Source organism: [Flexibacter] sp. ATCC 35103 (assembly GCF_001975985.1).
Classification (GTDB): Bacteria; Bacteroidota; Bacteroidia; order Flavobacteriales; family Flavobacteriaceae; genus Flavobacterium.
Genome location: NZ_MTQF01000013.1, coordinates 32756 through 52775, shown reverse-complemented (window position 1 = coordinate 52775; position 20020 = coordinate 32756). Strand labels below are relative to the sequence as shown.

The following is a 20020-nucleotide window of genomic DNA, read 5'->3' as shown; positions in this document are numbered from 1 at the left end:
CTACCTGAAAATAAGATTTCCAAGACATACTATTAAAGAGATAAACAAATTATAATGCCTGAAAAATTACATCAAGATATACAGCTTTTTTTAGAAGGAAAGCCTTCTGAAAAAGGAGAAGAATTATGGAATAACTGGTACGATCATCCGGAACAAATTTTAGATCCTAATGCAATTATACAATCAGACCGTTCGAAATTAAAACAAGAAATCAGAAAAATTAAAAAAACAAACCACGTTATTTTTCTTCCTTATAAAAATTGGGCTATGGCAGCTTCTTTAGTTTTTTTAATGGGATTATCGTGTTTCTTTTATTTTTCATCAGTACAGACAATTTCTAAAGAATATACAACAAAACTAGGCGAGCATGCTAAAATAACCTTGAGTGACGGAACCCAAATCTGGTTAAATGCAGGAAGTCTTCTAAAATATCCAATTCAATTTAAAGGAGGTACAAGAGAAGTATACCTGACAGGTGAAGCTTTTTTTGATGTAGCAAAAGACAAAGAACATCCTTTTATTATTCATACCGATAAAATGGATACGAAAGTTTTAGGAACTAGTTTTAATGTTCAGGCATATCCGGATCACGCCACACAGGAAGTTTCGGTTTTAACTGGAAGAGTAAATGTAAAATCTACTGCCACAGAAGAAAATGTGTATGTAACGCCGGGGCAAAAAGTAGTTTTTAAATCACAAAATAATAAAATTCAAGCTTTTACAGATGTTCCTGTGAATTCTATTTCGCTATGGCGAAAAAATATAATTGTTTTTGAAGATGCTCCTTTACCGGAAGTTATCGCCACCATAAATCGCAATTATAATGTAGCGATCCAGATCGAAAACAAGAATCTTAACAATTTAAAAATCAGCGCTTATTTTAAAGAACTGCCTGTAAATCAGGTCGTAGCTTTAGTATGCAATATTATCAATGCCAATTATAAAATCGAGTCGGGAACTTATATCATACAATAAGAGACCTAACAGGTTTTTAAAACCTGTTAGGTCTGACAAAGTGTTTATATGAAATAAAATCTGCTCGATCTGCGTGATCTGCGAGCAAAAAAAACTCAGAGAAGAAGAATTTATTTGAAAATTGAAACTCAAATTCTACAAAGCTATGTGAATTTAAACGAGTGAAACGCCTTTTATCAACAAAGAAAAGCTATGTCCCTATGTGTTAAAAAATTACGCAATCATAAGTGTTTAAAATTAAGTTAATCAATCATCTACGTAGAAACCAAGTAATAATCCAAACACAAATTAAAACTCCAAAAACATGAATCAAAAACAAATGCGGTATGTTATAAACTGTCAGAGCATTAAAAAAATGGTATTAACGAAAGCACTTTTGTTTGCAGCTTTATTTTTTATCGGCTTCACAATGAACGCAGCAAGTGTTAACATTGGCAAGCGAGTAACCTTAAAAGTAGACAATGAAAGTATAAAAAATGTTTTTCAGAAAATTGAGAAACAGGCTGACGTGCATTTTATGTACGAGACGAATCAGGTAAATACGAATCAGAAAATTAGTTTAAAACTAAACAACGTTACCTTAGAACAAGCATTGGATAAAATATGCAGCAATTTTTTTCTTAAATATGAAATTCTAAGCAACAATATTGTCATCAAAAAAAATCAAAAAGTGGCTGATTCCGGACAAGGAAAAATAAGCCTTTCAGGAACTGTTTTTGGTGGAGACGACGGAATGCCTTTGCCGGGAGTAGGAATTAAAGACAAAGATTCTGATGCCACAGCAACAACAGATTTTGACGGAACTTTCAAGATGGAAATCAACTCGTCTAACGCGGTACTTGTTTTTTCGTACGTAGGTTATGTTACGCAAGAAGTAAAAGTAACCAGTTCAGATAAAAACATAAGCGTTAAGTTATTGGCAGATATGAAACAACTGCAGGAAGTGGTAGTGATGGGATATGGTTCTGTAAAAAAGAACGAAGTTTTAGGTGCTGTAGGAACTGTTTCTATGAAAGAATCTTCAAGCAGAACCTACAATAGTGCAGCCGAATTATTGCAAGGGACTGTGGCGGGTGTTACGGTAATTAGCAGTGGTGGAGATCCTACGGCTGAGCCAACGATTAATATTCGTGGTATTGGTTCTTTGAATGCCGAAACGCCTTTGATTGTATTAGACGGAATTATCTACAGTGGATCTTTAAATACATTAAACCCAAATGATATTGCCTCAATCAGTGTGCTTAAAGATGCGGCTTCTGCAGCAATTTATGGCGCAAGAGCTTCTGGAGGTGTAATACTAATCACGTCTAAAAAAGGAATTTCTGACCGTATAAATATCAATGTAAATTATCAGGGCGGAGTACAAAGTGTGGCTAAAACACTGGATGTTTTAAATGCTGCAGAATATGCTGATGCAATGAACACTGCAAGAGATAATGCAGGTATGCCAAGAATTCCTGCCTTTGATACCGCATTTGAACCAACTGCAAGAACAACAAAAACAAACTGGATGGATGAAATTTTCCAGACAGGACAAATTCAGGATTTATCTATTTCTGTAAACGGAAAAACAGAGAAATCTAATTTCTTTTTATCCGGAAGTTATAGAAAAAATGAAGGTATCTTATTAAATACTTTCGGAAGCCGATATACTGCAAGAGCAAACTCTTCTTTTAAACTGGCACCAAATTTCACGTTAGGAGAAAACATGTCATATTCCCTAACAGACGGACAATCTGCCAATACTTCAAATGCGTATACGGGAGCGATTTTAGCAGCAATTTTTTATCCGCCAAATGCTACAATTTACAAAGAAGACGGTTCAGGGCATTTTGGTGGAGTTCCTGAAAAATACATCGGTTCTTATGGAGACGTAATTAATCCGGTAGCATATTTGAAGAGATTAGACAACAGAAATCCTATCTCGACAATTTTGATCAATCCGTATGCTGAATGGGAAATTATTCAGGGTTTAAAATTAAAATCAAACTGGGGATACACCAGAATCCAGAACAACTCGACGGAGTTTGCAACTAAGATTACAGAACCGGGTAAAATATTTGATTTCAATAGATTAACACAATCTACTTCAACTACTACTGACTTATTAAGCGAGCAAACCGTATCATATGAAAAATCATTAGGTAAACACAATTTTAAAGCTCTTGCAGGATACACGTACCAACAAATCAAGAAAGATTTTTATACGGTACAAGGAACAGGTTTTGATAATGAAGATGCATCACAGCGTTATTTATTAAATGCAAAATTGGTTCAGCAATTAGGAGCAGGTTTATCTGAAGAAATTATTTCTTCGTATGTAGGGAGATTAAATTACGACTTTAATCAAAAATATTTAATCTCAGGAATTGTTCGTCGTGACGGAACTTCAAAACTTACATCAGCAAACCGCTGGAAAGTATATCCGTCTGTTTCGGCAGGTTGGTTAATTTCTGAAGAAGGCTTCATGCAAAGTATAAATCCTGTTGTAAACAACTTAAAATTACGCGCAAGCTGGGGACAAATAGGAAATTTAGGTAATCTTGGACCTTACCAATTTAGTGTTCCCTTAAATCAGACTCAGGCTTTAATTGGTTCAAGTCCGGTAATTAATTACGGATATTCTGAAAGTGAATTGTCAAATCCTAATTTAAGATGGGAAAGCTCTGAGCAAACCAACTTGGGATTAGATTTTAGCTTATTCAATAATGCCTTATCAGGATCTGTAGATGCTTATGTAAAAACAAACAAAGACATGCTGGTTCGCGATCAGCTTCCGGGTGTTTCAGGAACTCCGCTGGGCAGAATTGTAAATTCCGGAGATGTTGAAAATAAAGGAATCGAAGCCAGTTTGATGTATCAAAAAACTCGTGGAGAATTTAAATTTGATGTAACGGCAAACGCTGCCTTTTTAAGCAATAAAATTGTTTCGATCAAAGACGATTTAACCTCTCTTGAACCTTTGAATTTAAGCCGAGTTCGTAGTTTGCCTTTGGCTAATATTTATCAGGTTGGCAGTCCGGTTGGTGCTTTTTACGGATATTCTACAGACGGATTATTTCAAAGTAATGCCGAAGCAAAAGCGTATGTAAATTCAAAAGGAGAAGTATATCAGCCAAATGCGGTTGCCGGAGATATTAAATTTAAAGATGTAAACGGAGATGGTGTAATCAATAACAGCGACAGAGTCGTGCTTGGAAGCCCTTTTCCTAAAACTACTTTTAGTTTAAACACGAACTTTAGGTACAAAGGTTTTGATATGAATATCTTTTTTAGCGGAGCGGCAGGAAATAGTGTGTTTAATGCGGTAAAACATACTGGTTTAAACGGTTCGTTTCCAGGATATAATTTATTGGCAGAGTCTAAAAATGCGTGGTCGCCAACGAATACTAATACTAGTATTCCGGTACTTTCATCAACAGATAACAACAATAACTTCGGGCGAATTTCTGATTTTTATATCGAAGATGCTTCTTTCGTAAGATTAAGAAACCTTTCTATAGGATATACAGTAAAAGACCAATGGCTGAACGGAAAAGCAAAACTTAGATTTTTTATCTCGGCCCAAAACCTTTTCACCATCACAAATTATTCAGGAATGGATCCTGAAGTGGGGTTGAACAACTTTGGAATGGACTTAGGCAAATATCCTCTTTCCCGCATTTATATGACGGGTGTAAATGCAACTTTTTAAAAAATATAAAACAAATAAAATGAAAAATTTAAGTCTTTTACTATTGAGTTTTGTGCTTTTGTTTGGTACAGCAGCTTGCGAAAGTGAATTGGATCTGGTTCCGCAAGGAGCGCCTTCAAGTGGGAATTTCTGGAAAACACCCGCTGATGCAAAAGCAGGAGTAAACGCTATTTATGCTTTATATTCTGATGATAACATGTATGGCCGTGGTTTTTTCTGGCTGAATAATGCGAGTGATGATATTGGAACAAAACCAAGACAAAACGCAGAACGTATCAAGAATTTTATTGTAGACGGAGCAGAGTCTGATACTAAAGATATCTGGAGATTGCACTACGAAGTAATGAAACGCTGTAATGATGTTATTCGCAATATCCCGAAGATTTCTCTAGACGAAAAAACAAAAAATATGATGTTGGGCGAAGCTTACTTCAATCATGCGGTAATGCATCTGGAATTAGCATATCATTATGGTGATGATCGCGCCGGAATCCCGATTCAGGATCGTGAAGATCCAACAAATGTGTATGTACCAAGAGCTAAAAACGTAGCCGAAAATTATGCCTATATCGCAGCAGATTTAGCAAAAGCAGCAGATTTATTGCCGTATTTTAATGAACTTACACCTGACAATTACGGACGTGCACATAAAACAGCTGCCTGGGGATATTTAGTTCGTACATACCTGTATGCAAAAGATTGGGATAATGCGATTAAGTATGCCAATATGATTGTAAGCAGTGGAAAACATAAGTTACTGGACAATTTTGAAGATGTATTTAAGATTAAAAACAACTGGTCATCAGAATATATCTGGTCTGTAACATCGAGTGCAGACAATACCTCTTTGGGTTCTATTTTTCCAGGGGTTTGTCTAGAGGATAAAGGTTGGGGAGTTTACAACGGTTGGGGAAATTTTTATCCTACAAAAGAATTGTTTGATACATATGATCCGGCAGATAAAAGACGTAGCGCTACAATTTTACAAAAAGGAGATAAGTTCATGTATTTTGGTGAATTAGTGACTTTTAATGAAGGAAATCATTTGGTAAGTTCCAGTAACAGAACGGGATATCAGTTCAATAAATATATGGAACCGTTTGGTTACCCAAAAACAACTTCTGGCGGAATCGATATTCGTTATGTAAATGCGAATGGAGATAAACCTTCGACAGCTTTAAATGTACCGCTTTTGCGTTATGCCGATGTGATTTTGATGCTCGCAGAAGCTAAATTAATGAAAGGCCTGAATGCAGATACCGAAATTAATATGATTCGCAGTCGTGCAGGTTTAGCAAACCTTGCCGGAGCAACATTAACCGATTTAAAAAGAGAAAGACGTTGTGAACTTGCCGGAGAATGGACAGACCGTCATTTTGATTTAGTACGTTGGGGCGATGCTCAGGCAACCTACGCAAAACCTTTACACCATTATAACGGAACCGTAATTTATCCTGCACGTAATTTTAATCCTGCAGTTCACAACGTTTGGCCAATACCACCAGACGAAATAGCAGTGAGCAAAGGAGCACTTACGCAAAATAAAGGTTGGTAACTTGTATTTTCAGTTGTTTGTTTAGTTTTTTCTACGCTGCAAGCTTGTCGGAGCTTGCAGTTGTAAGAAAAAAACAAATGAATTTTATATAAAAATAGGCCAGTCTTTTTTGAGTAAAAGGCTGGTTTGTGTTTAAATTTTATAGCCACAGATTAATAAGATTAAAATGATTTTTATTCGTTGGTAAACAATTTGAAAGAGTAGTCAAAGTAAGTCCCAGCGGGACGATATATTTATAGCAAATTCATTGTCATTTAGATCGAAAAAGATTGAGTTGTAAATAAACAAGTCCCAGAGGGACGATATATCTATAGCAAATTCAATTTTAGATGGAAAAAAAGCCCCATCGGGGTGACATATATATCGCTCCTCTGGAGCTTTATGTGGAGGAATCTCTAATTGCTATAAATATTACGCTCTTCTGGAGCTTTAATGTGAGAGAACCTATAATTGCTATAAATGTGGTGCTCCGCTAGCTTTAATAATATGAAAGAAATAACCACAATATTTTCATTTCGATTAAAAATGATTTCTGTTGGGTTACAAATAAAACAAGTCACAGCGGGACGATATATCTATAGCAATTCAATTTTAGATGGAAAAAAAGCCCCATCGGGGTGACATATATATCGCTCCTCTGGAGCTTTATGTGTGGGAATCTATGATTGCTATAAATATTACGCTCCTCTGGAGCTTTATGTGTGGGTAAATCAATAATTGCTATAAATATTACGCTCCGCTGGAGCTTTAATAATTGTTATTTCGATCGAAAAAGATCGAGTTGCAAATAAACAAGTCCCAGCGGGACGATATATCTATAGCAATTCAATTTTAGATGGAAAAAAAGCCCCATTGGGGTGACATATATATCGCTCCGCTTGAGCTTCAATAATATAAAAACAATAACCCCAATTTTTCCAATGAAAAAAATAATCACCCTTTTTTGCCTCCAATTTTTCATGCTTGCACAAGCACAGGAATATAGTTCGTCGAACATTCATTCGCATAATGATTATGCCAGCAAACTCCCTTTTTACGAAGCTTATTCTAATGAAACCGGTGTTATTGAAGCCGATGTTTTTATCGTAAATAATGAACTTTTTGTGGCGCATACTTCTAAAGAAATTACACCTCAGAATACGCTTAAAAGCCAATATCTGGATCCGCTTTCAAATAAATTAAAATCTTTAGGAGGAAAAGCTTACCCTAGTAATAAACCTTTGATTTTAATGATCGATATCAAAACAGAGGCTGATCCGACTTTAAAATTAATTGCACAACAATTAAAAACATATCCCGATTTAATTTCGAATAGAAATATAAAAGTGGTCATTTCAGGAAACAGACCTTCGCCAACCAATTGGAAAGACTATCCTGATTTTATTTATTTTGACGGAAGATTAAACGAAAATTATACTCCGGAACAATTATCACGCGTCGAAATGATTAGCGAGGATTTAAAAGAAATCACCATCTGGAATGGGAAAGGCGTAATGACACAAGCCGATGCTGAGAAAGTACAAACAATCATTAAAAAAGTACACGATCAGAACAAAAAAGTACGATTTTGGGCAACGCAGGATAATGTAAATACCTGGATGACTTTGATGAACTTAAAAGTTGATTTTATTGGTACGGATAATGTTCCGGAATTAACACATTTTATCAATACTATTAAATCTACATTTTATCAAAATACCGAATTTCACCAGGCATATATTCCTAAAAACGCTTCGGCTTTCGCCAAAAAGAAACCTAAAAATGTCATTCTTTTAATTGGCGACGGAATGGGATTAACGCAAATTTATTCCGGCTACACGGCTAATAAAGGGCAGTTGAGTTTGTTTAATATTCCAATACAAGGATTTTCTATTACCAAATCTTCAGACAGTTATATTACCGATTCGGCTGCGGGAGCAACAGCAATGGCAACAGGACATAAAACCAATAATCGTTTTATAAGTGTAGATGAAAACGGAAAGCCTTTAGAATTAATCACACAGCAATTAGCGAAGAAAAATTATAAAACGGCAATCATTTCTGCCGGAAATATTACAGATGCCACGCCGGCATGTTTTTATGCGCATCAGCCAGAAAGAAGTTACAGCGAGCTTATAGCAAATGATTTCTTAAGTAATCCGTCGGATATTTTGATTGGTGGAGGAACAAAAGAATTTACATTGAGAAAAGATGGTAAGGATCTTTCTAAAGAATTAAGAGAAAAAGGATATACTTTCTCGGATAAATTTAGCAGTCTGGATACCATTAAAAATAATAGATTTATTGTTTTAGACGATGCTTCGGTAGTTTCGATGAAAAACGGAAGAGGAGATTTTTTAACCAAATCCCTGGCAAAAGCAACTTCGACTTTTGCTAAAACAAAAAATCCGTTTTTTATAATGGCCGAAGGGGCACAAATCGATTATGGCGGACATCAAAACAATGTAGAATATGTGGTTCGGGAAATGCTTGATTTTGACAAATTAGTTGGTCAGGCAATGGAATTTGTAGACAAGAACCCGGAAACACTTTTGATCGTAACGGCTGATCACGAAACAGGTGGGCTTTCGTTAATTGACGGAAGTATAGAAAAAGGATATGTACACGGAAGTTTTAGTACAAACGATCATACGGCAGTTCCGGTTCCTGTTTTTGCTTATGGACCAGGTGCTGATAATTTTACAGGTGTGTACCAAAACACTGAAATTTATTCTAAAATACTAGAAGTTCTTTTTAAGAAATAATACTTAGAATTTTAAATACAAAAGCCGCTTTTATATAAAAGCGGCTTTTTGCATAAATATAATAATGGTTAAAAAAAATATTTTGCAAAACCAGGAAGAAGAATGCAGATAGTTTAATTAAAATTTAGAATCGTATTTTTTGATAAAATGAAAACCATTAATTAAGAAATTTCGTCGAAATAAAAACTTAATTATGCTGGGTTAAAAAATTTAGTTAAAGAGTGTGAAAAAATCATAAATCATAGTATAATACGTGAAATTAGTATTGAATGAAAAAAAAGAATGCAAATTTTAAAGCGTTAATGTTTTTATAATAGCAAAATCAGGCGTTATAAGTAATGAGATAAGAAGTAAATTAACACTAATAATGCTGATATCTTATTATTAACGCATTAAAAATAGGGTATTTAGAATTCTGGCGTATATATTCAAGACAACCATAATCATGGCGGGTTTAATGGCATCATTGTTGTCTTTTACAAATTTCTGACGTTATTTTGTAGTATCTTTTTTTACTACAGAAAAAACAGAAAAAAGAAAATCAAAATAACAAAAACAAAAATAAATGAAGGCAACAATTACAGCTATAGGTGGCTTTGTACCAAGTTCTATACTTAGTAATGAGATGATTTCAAGAATGGTTGAAACTACAGGAGAGTGGATAGTAAAAAGAACCGGAATAAAAGAAAGAAGATTAGCTAAGGATGAAAATCAGGGAACATCTGATCTTGCTTGTGCAGCAATCGAAAATTTATTCGAAACTTATGATATAGATCGTTCAGAAATTGATGGTTTAGTATTGGCAACAGCTACGCCAGACCATCTTTTAACACCAACTGCAAGTAAAGTTTGCGAGAAAAGCGGATTTACAAATGCATTTGGTTTTGATCTTAATGCCGCATGCAGTGGCTTTTTGTACGCACTGGAAATGGCTACAACGATGATAGAAAGCGGACGTTATGAAAAAGTTGTTGTGGTTGGAGCTGATAAAATGAGTTCAATCGTAGATTATGAAGATCGTAATACCTGTATTCTTTTTGGAGACGGGGCAGGAGCCGTACTTTTAGAGAAAACAGAATCAGAATACGGAATGATGAAAAGTATCCTGAGAACTGACGGCAGCGGAACATCAGCACTTTTAGTACCGGCGGGAGGTTCTAAGCTTCCGGCAACGATGGAGACAATAATAGACAAAAAACATTTTGTGAATCAGGAAGGTGCATTTGTATTTAAAAGAGCCGTTGAATCGATGAGTAATGTTTCAAGAGATGTTCTTGCCAATAACGAATTAACTGTAGATGATATTGACTGGGTTGTGCCGCATCAGGCTAATTTAAGGATTATAAATGCAGTGAGCGAGAGCCTGAATATTGCAGCTGAAAAAGTAAAAGTAAATATAGACAGATACGGTAATACAACTTCAGCTACGATTCCGTTATGTTTATGGGATTTTGCAGCTGATTTCAAAGAAGGTCAAAATATATTGATTACCACTTTTGGAGCCGGTTTTTCCTGGGGCGCAACTTGTCTGAAATGGGGAGTTATGCGAAATCTTAGAAACTTAGAAACTTCAAAGACAGAAAAGGAATTAGAACATGATTTAGTGTGCAGCTAAATTTTCTGAACATAAAAAAACTCCATTTATAATGGAGTTTTTTTATGTTTGGCAATCTTTACTGACTGTTAGATATTTTCTGCACCTGTATCTGTTATACTTTCATTCATAGTCTGATCATGACAGCTGTTATCCAGATGAGCACTTTCGATCTTGTCATCCCAATGTCCCCAATCTCCCTTGTACGACTTTACATATATTAAATCAATATTATTTGTCGTGTAAACCTGACTTTCATATGGACATTTTTTAAGGCTTTCACTGTTGAAACTATTTGAATTTTTCATGACTTGAGTTTTTAAGTATTGAGCTCAAAGTTAGATTATTAGCTTGCGTAAGTGTTATATTATAATTTGTATTTGTTATTGAATTAACATCTGGTTCTTTCACCATTGAAGGATTTAAAGCATTATCACAAATAATTCTAACTCTTGGTTGTTCTATTTTTTCGGTTTTGACTTCTCATTAAACTGTAGTCGCATATTCCGTTTACGATATATTCTATTTTAAATTCAGCAAGAAGTTGCGTCACTATTTCCATTGTCGCGTTTTCATCAAGTCCAATTTGCGCACCAAGATCTAGAATATTATGATGTCCGTTACTTTTTATTAAAACATCCAGAAAATTCTCTTTATCCCTCATCATTTTTATCTTTTTTTTTAATGTATATGTCTTTATTATAAAACGATACATCAATTGTTTGCTCTTCATTGGTGCTATTTTTATGCATTTACGATTCCCTCCTGATGTCAACTAATTTATTAAAAATGCTATCGGTTTTTATCTTTATAACTTCATGAATTAAGTTCATGTGTACTTTTTGTTGGCAAAAAACCTTCTGATAAGCAGCAAGTATCAACAATAATAAGTACAATAAAAATTTTGTTTTCATAATCAGAATTTATTTAGTGCTGGTTTAATGCTTCTATTAAATATGACAATAGAAGAGACTTGTTTTGCTAAAAAAAGTTACACTAAATCCCTTACTGATTGTTTTTTAACCATTCTAAACGTCTTTGATCTGCAAGATGTGTGATTTTAAAATCTTCAAAAGTAGCTGTAAAACCTTTTCCATCCGGGCTTGCCGCCATCATACCAACCTGCACGGTTTTATGTTCCGGAAAATATACGGTATTAGTCATTGTATAATTTACGCCATCTATAGAATAAAAAATTTCTACAGCATCGAGTCGGCGTACCGCTTTCATCCAGACATTTTTTGGTTTTTCTTTAAGTCCCATAACACTCCATGAACTTTTATCGATAGTGTGTACCGTACTTATATTATATACGTCGTCTACGTATTCTACACCGGTTTTAATATAATTATTTTCATCTATTCTGAGCATCAGGCAAACCTGATCGAATCTTGTTTTATACACTCCGCTCATTTTTACAACAGCTTCAAACTCACCGCTTCTTTCAGTATATAGAAAAGGACCGTCATATACTGTAAATCCGTAATGGCTTTTGTTCCAGTAATCAGATTGTGGTGTAACCTGCATAGTAAGTTTGTTATCTTTTATTTCCCACTCAGCTGGTTCATTAAGCCAGTTCATTGAATTTAATTTTTGAGCGTTTACTTTTACGGCTGCAACAAGTAAAAAGATAAGAACTAAGTGAATTCTCTTCATGATGTAGTAATTTGAATTTTATTAATAATTTACAAAGTAGATGATTCATTATTTTTACAGCAATAGTTATTTATAACCATTTTTTAGAAAACCACATTTTTTTTCTATTTTTATCCACCTCTATGGTAATTCAATACTACTAGAAAATAAATGAATTAGTGTTATGAATCCCATCACCAAGTTAGAAGATCACTTTTCTTTTGAATCTGTCGATAGTCCGGATAAACGTGAAGCAGCGTTGAAGGATGTAATTAATATGATGAAAGAATATGTAAAAATTGATCATTCGGTAGCTGTATTATCTGATCTTGCGGCCAACAAGAGTTATATTTTTACGGGTAATTTTGGCAGTTTTTTCGAAATGGATATTTCAGGTTACCTTACAATAGATTCTATTTGGGAAGAAGATATTTATAAACGCATTCATCCCGAAGATCTTTTTGAAAGACATCTTCTGGAACTTGAATTTTTTAATTTCTTAAAAGTACTGGAACCCGAAGAAAGATTGAATTACAGTACCAAATGCAAAATAAGGACGCTAAATAGTAAAAAAGAATATCAGCATATACTGCACCGAAGTTTTTATGTAAAAAACAGTTCAGAAGGAGGTTTGTGGCTGGCGGTTTGCCTGTACAATTATTCGTTTGAAAAATCCGGTAGTGTAAGAGGTATCGACGGAAGAATTGTTAATACCAAAACGGGAGAAAATTTGTATGTAGACACTTATGTAAACTGTATTAATTTATTGACCTCTCGTGAAAAAGAAATTTTAGTACTAATCAGCAAAGGCGAAATCAGTAAAGAAATCGCAAGTCAGCTAAATATTAGTATTAATACAGTAAACAGGCACAGACAGAATATTCTGGAAAAACTTAATGTAAATAATTCTATTGAAGCAGTGCGTACGGCAGATGCCCTGAATTTATTGTAATTTTAGAGTAATTACAATAGACCAAGTTTTTTTGCCTTTCCAATTAAATCTCTATCGCTGCCTTTTCCCATTAATAGTTGCCCTTTTATGTTTGCTTTTCTCTTTTCTATTGCGCTCATAGATAGAGGTATATAGTTTGGAAGGTTAACAGTTTTGACACCCTGACATATTAATGTTAATATTTTATTGTCATGATTATCCCAATTGATATTCTTTTTAAATAAATCTCTTTGAGATTGTATTATTGTTGGGCTGCGGTATATTTCATCATCCATAATTTTTTTGCATATTACGGGAAATAGTTCAAAATTAATATCACTTTTAGCAATAAAGCCTTCAGGATTTATTTCTTTAATAATTTTATCTACTGTCAATGGCTCGCTATGCATTGTAAGTAAAATTATTTTACAAGTTGGGTTTTTTCTTCTAAGAAGCATAGCAAGATCAGTACCGCTCTCGATGTTTAATTCTTTGTAAGGCGGAAGATTGATATCTAAGAGAGCAAGATCAATTTTTAGGTTTTGTTTTAATTGTCGACTTATTTTGTAATGAGCATCTTCACAATTATAGCTTTTTAAAAAATTAGGTCTCTTGTCATTATAATTGATATTAGTTAGGAGATTTATATATCCATCAACTGTCATAGGATGATCATCTACAATCAAAATATTATAGCTCATAAATTATAATTTAAATTTCTCTCAATATTAGTTAATAATTATATATGTCTCTTACGGGATGCCGTAAAAATGTAAGGTTTGTTGTTAATTTTAACATTAATTTAGATTAAAATTTATTTTTATAGGTTTTTTACTATATTTTTTTAATTAAAATGTTTTTTTATATTTTAGTTTTATGCTAAAATTCTATAAATTAAGATTATTTCTTGTTAAAATAAAACTTTCTGTCTGCTTAATTTTCTTTTTAAATTTTTTAATGTAAATTAAATTTTACGGATATACCGTAATGTCAATATAAATTGTAGTCTTTTTTTTGTATAAATGATATTAAACTAATTAACTATATGAAAACAAGATTTTATATTGCCGCATGTGTATTTTTTTCCTTTTGTTTCTCCTCATGCTCTGTAGATGATGACTCGCTAGAGACTAAATCTACCAGTAATAATTTAAAAATAGAAATTCTAAATGATGTTAATACTAAGCTCAAAGACACTATTAATATAAATATTGATCCTGAGATAACTTATGGGGCAGAAGGAGATCCAGTTATCGTAAGGCCAATTAGAACAGATTGATTTGATTTTTATTATTTTAAAAAAGACTATTTCATTTATTTTTAAATTTTATAGTCTTTTTATTTCAAAACGCTATATTTGAAATTGTAAAATAATACTACAACTTTTGACGACACGTTTTAAAATAATATTTTTACTTCTTGTGATGATGATTTTTTCATGCAAGAAAGCTAAGTTCAATAATTCTAACATTAAAACAATTATTTCAATTGAGGATAAGAATTTAGAGGGGGAAAAAAAGGAAAAGTATTTAGATTCTATATTTGATTTATTGAAGATTCAAAAAAATGATTCTGTCATTAGAAATTTATATTTTAAATTATCTACAGAATATTATTATAATAATAATTTGAAAAAATCTTTAAATGCTAGTTTAGAGGTTTTCAGGTTATCAAATGAGGTTGATGACAAAGAAGGAATTGCGAAGGCACTTTACTATATTGGAGATAGTTATGGAAATGTAAAAAAAGACAGTGCCTATTTTTATTATTTACAGGCAGAGAAAGTTTATTATAAATTATCAGATTACGATAATACGGCAAAGATGTTATTTAATAAAGCCTGCGTTTTATTTTATGATGGAAATTATATAGAATGTGAAGTTGAAATTTCTAAAGCATTAAAATTCTTAAAAGATTCTAAAGATCAGCGATTACTTTATTCTTGTAATGCCTTAATGGGGAATTGTCTTGAGAAATTGGTGAATTATGATAAGGCATTATGGTATCACCAGATGGCTTTAAATAATTTAGAAAAAATGAAACTTGATAATATTGATAAAGATGAAGTAAATAATTATAATGTAGCTTCAATAATTAATATTTGTAACCTTTATGATTTAAAAGGAGAATATTCAAATTCCATCGTAAAATTACAAGGTTTGCTTTCTAAAGACTTAGAAAAAAAATGGCCTAGATTATATGCCAATGTTCTAAGTAATCTTGCTTACTCTAAGATGAAAAACAAAGAGTATGATAATGTTTATGCAATGTTTTCAAAGTCATTAGAAATTTTAAAAAATAGTGGTGACGAATCAGATATTTTATATAAAAAAATTCATATTGGAGAATATTTCTTAACGCAAAAAGATACGTTCAGTGCAATTAGAATTCTTAAACAAGCGAATCAGCTGGCTATTCAAATTAAAAATAGTAATGAAGTTTTAATATCATTAAAATTGCTATCAGGTATAGATAAAAAAAACAGCTTGTGTTATGCAAATGAGTACATTAGTTTGAGCGATAGCATTAACATTGTCCAAAAAAATGCCCATCAGAAATATGCAAGAATTGAATATGAAACTTCAAGAATTGAGAACGAGAATAAAATTTTGACTAAAAAAAACTTTTATATTTTGATTATTTCATTTGGATTAATTCTATTATTAGTTGTGATATTTGTTTTAAGATATTTAAAATATAAAAACAAAGAGCTTCAGTTTTTGATCAATCAGCAAAAGGCTAATGAAGAGATATATTTTTTATTAATGGAACAAAATGAAAAAATTAGCAGAGCAAAGGATAGTGAAAAATCCAGAATATCAAAAGAATTACATGATGGTGTAATGAATAAAATATATGCTGTGAGGATGAATTTAGGTTTTTTTAATTCTAAAATAGACGAGCAAATAATTGAAAAAAGAAAAGAATATATCTCTGAATTACAAAATATAGAAAATGAGATAAGGACTATATCCCATGACTTAACAAAGGATTATTTTTTAGACAATAATGATTTTGATTTATTATTGTTAAATTTAATTGAGAGCCAAAGTACATTAAGCAATACTCATTTTGAGTATATAAGTAAAGGAATTTTTGATTGGACAAGTATTCAGAATATTTTTAAGATTAATATATATCGCATAATTCAAGAAGCAAGTTTTAATGTAATAAAATATTCAAATGCAGCAAATTGCTCTATAGAATTGATCATTATTGATAATCAATTAAAACTTATTATTGCTGATGATGGAGATGGCTTTGATGCTAAAAAAAATAATACAGGAATTGGATTGCAAAATATAAATGAGAGAGTAAATCATTTAAAAGGTAATTTTAATATTAAATCTGCAAAAGGTTTGGGAACGATAATTGAAGTTATATTTGATGATATTTATATGTTTAGAATGTAAACTGAATAAATTTTATTTTTAGACAAAAAACTATTAATACTTAAAGACACTATTCTTTAAATTAGTATTTTTTCTAAAATTTTGTTGGGAATTATTTAATTATTAATCTTCAGTGCGAATGCTAAGAAGAACTATTTTGAACATTATTGATTTAAAAACTCCGTAAATTTTATACAAAAACTCCGTAATAAATTAATTCATTCTACTAATATTTTTGATGTATAAATTTATTAAAAAGAATTATTTCTATCTATTACATCCATTGGCATGCTACTTTAGAATAAAAGAAAAAGCTTAAAGACTTACTGTTTTAATACTTTTTTGTGTCCAAAACAATAAGTTAAATAATCAAGTAATCTTCAAAGATTAACATAAGGCTATTTTTTTAATTAAAGAGTATAATAATTATGATCTTTTAGAAAAAGCAGATATTTTAAAAATTCCAAGAAAATAGAATAAACTTCTTGGTATGATATAAGAAACTGAAAACGTGCTGACTAAATTCAAACATGACGAAATAATTATGTTTAACCTTATAAGTATACCAATTTTTGATATTTCTATTATCAAATGTTTTATAAAGAAGTACTTAGCTCGATAATTATCGAAACAAATATATAATTAATTAAAAATAAATTTTATGCAGTTATTTTTGCTGCCTTTTGCAGGAGGAGGTTTTTACTCATTTGAGTTTTTAAAAATAGAACTTCGAAATTCAGGAATTGATATTCATTCTTTAGAACTTCCAGGTCGAGGAAAAAGACTGAACAGTGATTTTGTATCAAATAAAGCAGGTGCTATAGCTGACTATGTTGCTCAAATAAAGAAGCTTAGAAACAGTAAGCCTTATATTATATACGGTCATAGTATGGGGGCAACCTTAGGACTTTCTGTTACACATAAAATGGAAGAGGATAATGATCCTCCGTTTCAGATAATTGTAACAGGTAATGCGGGACCTTGTATCGTAGAAAAAGACGATAATGGTAATGAGATAGTGGTTGACAGGTATTTGCTTTCTGATGTAGATTTTAAAAATGAACTTCGAAAATTGAACGGAATCTCAGAACAAGTGTTGGAGAACAAAGAGTTATTTGATTTTTTTAGCCCAATTCTCAGGTCAGATTTTGAAATATTGGAGAAGCAGAGACATTATGAAAAAGAAATAAAGATCAATAGTCCAATTCATGCGATTATGGGAGATAAAGAAAAGACATCTGTTGAGATAGAAAATTGGAAACATTACACCAAAAATGATTTTACATCAGAAGTACTTTCAGGAGATCATTTTTTTATATACCAGCATGTTGATAAATTAGTGAATATTATAATGCAGTATTCACAGCCGTTTCTTCAAAAACACAATCACTCTGATAGCTGAAGTTCAGATTATTATGTTGATAAATTAAATAGGATGGTATATTATAATCCAAAAAAGGAAGATAAGATTTAGTTAAATTAAAAAGCTTGTACATTTTTAAAAAATAGAAATTGTATATAGTTGAATATAGGTATAAACCAGTTGCAAGAGCTATCTTTTGTAACTGGTTTTTGCTTTTAATGTTCTGATTTTAATTGTTCGTATATGGTTTTTATAATAGAAGCAGAAATCGTGCTGTTTAGAAGAAATCCGTAATTTTTACATAAAAAGCCCGTAATTATTAAATAGATAGTAATATTATTTTTGTCTCAATCAGTAATTTAAAAGTGGTATAAAACCAGCTAAAAAAACTTCCTTTTTTGTGGGAGTAAGAAAAAAAAGCAATGTGACAACCTGCCATTTTTTTGAAACAATAACACTATTTTTTTAACCTGAATACAAATTTAATTTTATCTGTACACCATGTTTAAAATTTCGATTAAAAATATTTTTCACCTTGTTCTGTATGCAATTCCAAATACCCTTCTAAGCTTTGTAATTGTTTATATAATCAACAAATCGCTTTCACAGGGAAAAGAGTTTATAACTGATTACACTGGATTAGTATTTGTAGCTCTTATTATTTATACCTATTTGCTGAATATAATTTTTCAAAAAAGACTTAATAAGTTTTCGTTTTATATTTTGTATGAAAATGAAAAAAGAATATTCGATAAAGTATTAAAAGCGCCTCTTCTTACTTTTGAAAAACTGGGCATGCAGCGATTTTATACTGCGATAGAAGATTTAAGGGTTTTTTCAAATTTTCCTGAAGTACTTACACATTCCATTAATTCTATATTAACATTACTGCTTTGTATGGCGTATTTGTTTACTCTGTCTGTAACATCAGCTTTAGTTGTCGTTGTATTAATAATCTTAATAGCCGTTATTTATTTTTTTGTAATGAATACGATGTCAGAAAAAGTGGCCAGACTTAGAAAACATAATGAAGATTATTTCAAATATGTAAATGATGTTGTTAAAGGTTTTAAAGGTTTTAAACTTAGTGCAGAAAGAAGATTTAATTTAATGAATAAACATTTATCTCCTAATAGAGAAAGTGCAAAACAATTAGACTTTAATGTAAATTTTGTTTTTTTATCTATCAATCTAATAAGTCAGTACGGTTTGTACCTTGTTATTGGTTCTATTCTTTTTTTATTGCCAATATTAGGAATTCTAAATCGCGAAAGTGTTACTTCTTATGTAGTGATTTTGTTATTCATTTCAGGACCAATTAACAATCTTATAAATTTACAAAATATCTACACCAGATTAATGGTTGCAAACAGAAGAATTAAGAAATTTTTAAGCGATTTTGATTCTATTGGAGCAACTGATAAAGAAGTTAGTTTAGCAGGTAATGAATTTCAGTCTTTAAGTTTTAATGATATTCATTTTGATTACGGAAGTAATGAAGGAAGCAAGAATTTTGGGATTGGTCCAATAAATTTGTCCATTGCACAGGGTGAAACAATATTTATTATAGGCGGAAACGGAAGTGGAAAAAGTACTTTTATTAATATTTTAACGGGTTTATATACACCATCTTCAGGTAAATTATTACTAAATGATAAAAATAACGTCACTCAAAGCGATGTTGTAAAAAATTTAATTGCAGCCGTATTTACAGATAATCACATTTTTTCTCATAATTACGATAATTATGGTCTTGAAGGAAATAGGGACTACAAAGAATTATTGGAGATTATGGAACTGGATAATGTCGTTATCGATGACAAAGAAGAATCTGCGAGAAGAGCTTTTTCAAAAGGACAAGGAAAAAGAATGTCTTTAATTTTATCACTCTTAGAAAATAAACCACTCTTAGTTTTAGATGAATGGGCGGCAGACCAGGACCCTCATTTCCGTAAATATTTTTACGAAAATCTGTTGCCAAGGCTAAAAGAAGAAGGTAAGACAATTATAGCAGTTACTCATGACGACGCTTATTTTAAATATGCCGACAGAATCATCAAATTTGATTACGGTCAGATTATTATGGATAAAAAGGTAACTGATACAATGGTTCACGATACATTGTGGAACTAAAATA

14 protein-coding genes are annotated in these 20020 nt (G+C 31.7%); 10 read left to right on the top strand and 4 right to left on the bottom strand.

The features are described 5' to 3' along the window. Positions 1-54 precede the first annotated feature (54 nt). The 5 genes from BXU01_RS21755 (at position 55) to BXU01_RS21735 (ending at position 10583) form a co-directional block, all read left to right on the top strand. Complete coding sequence (locus BXU01_RS21755; RefSeq protein ID WP_083695558.1) at positions 55-975, top strand: FecR family protein; 921 nt, start codon at positions 55-57, stop codon at positions 973-975. A gap of 304 nt (positions 976-1279) precedes the next feature. After that, on the top strand, positions 1280-4669 hold the full coding sequence (locus BXU01_RS21750) for a SusC/RagA family TonB-linked outer membrane protein (protein WP_083695555.1): 3390 nt from the start codon (positions 1280-1282) through the stop codon (positions 4667-4669). 19 nt (positions 4670-4688) lie between these two features. Beyond that, on the top strand, positions 4689-6224 hold the full coding sequence (locus BXU01_RS21745) for a RagB/SusD family nutrient uptake outer membrane protein (RefSeq protein WP_083695628.1): 1536 nt from the start codon (positions 4689-4691) through the stop codon (positions 6222-6224). A gap of 959 nt (positions 6225-7183) precedes the next feature. Then, positions 7184-8968: an alkaline phosphatase gene (locus BXU01_RS21740; RefSeq protein ID WP_255373824.1), complete on the top strand. Its 1785-nt coding sequence runs from the start codon at positions 7184-7186 to the stop codon at positions 8966-8968. A 565-nt stretch (positions 8969-9533) separates the two neighbouring features. Further along, on the top strand, positions 9534-10583 hold the full coding sequence (locus BXU01_RS21735) for a beta-ketoacyl-ACP synthase III (RefSeq protein ID WP_083695549.1): 1050 nt from the start codon (positions 9534-9536) through the stop codon (positions 10581-10583). Positions 10584-10651: 68 nt separating this feature from the next. On the opposite strand, the gene BXU01_RS21730 is transcribed toward BXU01_RS21735, so the two are convergent. The 3 genes from BXU01_RS21730 to BXU01_RS21720 all read right to left on the bottom strand — a co-directional run bounded on the left by BXU01_RS21730 (position 10652) and on the right by BXU01_RS21720 (position 12218). After that, positions 10652-10870, bottom strand: a complete 219-nt coding sequence (locus BXU01_RS21730) for a hypothetical protein (protein ID WP_083695546.1) — start codon at positions 10868-10870, stop codon at positions 10652-10654. Between the two features lie 137 nt (positions 10871-11007). Next, positions 11008-11295, bottom strand: a complete 288-nt coding sequence (locus tag BXU01_RS21725; RefSeq protein WP_206196635.1) for a hypothetical protein — start codon at positions 11293-11295, stop codon at positions 11008-11010. 272 nt (positions 11296-11567) lie between these two features. Further along, on the bottom strand, positions 11568-12218 hold the full coding sequence (locus BXU01_RS21720) for a DUF1349 domain-containing protein (protein WP_083695544.1): 651 nt from the start codon (positions 12216-12218) through the stop codon (positions 11568-11570). Positions 12219-12381: 163 nt separating this feature from the next. Between BXU01_RS21720 and BXU01_RS21715 the strand changes: the two genes are divergently transcribed. Beyond that, the gene (locus BXU01_RS21715; protein ID WP_083695541.1) at positions 12382-13149 is read left to right on the top strand and encodes a LuxR C-terminal-related transcriptional regulator; all 768 of its coding nucleotides are present in this window, start codon (positions 12382-12384) and stop codon (positions 13147-13149) included. Between the two features lie 11 nt (positions 13150-13160). Here BXU01_RS21715 and BXU01_RS21710 read toward each other — a convergent pair whose 3' ends face one another. Next, entirely contained in the window at positions 13161-13829 is a 669-nt protein-coding gene (locus BXU01_RS21710) for a response regulator (protein ID WP_083695538.1), read from the bottom strand. 344 nt (positions 13830-14173) lie between these two features. Between BXU01_RS21710 and BXU01_RS21705 the strand changes: the two genes are divergently transcribed. The 4 genes from BXU01_RS21705 to BXU01_RS21690 all read left to right on the top strand — a co-directional run bounded on the left by BXU01_RS21705 (position 14174) and on the right by BXU01_RS21690 (position 20016). Further along, positions 14174-14407, top strand: a complete 234-nt coding sequence (locus BXU01_RS21705) for a hypothetical protein (RefSeq protein WP_083695535.1) — start codon at positions 14174-14176, stop codon at positions 14405-14407. 106 nt (positions 14408-14513) lie between these two features. After that, entirely contained in the window at positions 14514-16541 is a 2028-nt protein-coding gene (locus BXU01_RS21700) for an ATP-binding protein (RefSeq protein ID WP_255373823.1), read from the top strand. 640 nt (positions 16542-17181) lie between these two features. Then, complete coding sequence (locus BXU01_RS21695; RefSeq protein ID WP_083695530.1) at positions 17182-17922, top strand: thioesterase II family protein; 741 nt, start codon at positions 17182-17184, stop codon at positions 17920-17922. A gap of 462 nt (positions 17923-18384) precedes the next feature. Then, on the top strand, positions 18385-20016 hold the full coding sequence (locus tag BXU01_RS21690; RefSeq protein ID WP_083695527.1) for a cyclic peptide export ABC transporter: 1632 nt from the start codon (positions 18385-18387) through the stop codon (positions 20014-20016). Positions 20017-20020 lie beyond the last annotated feature (4 nt).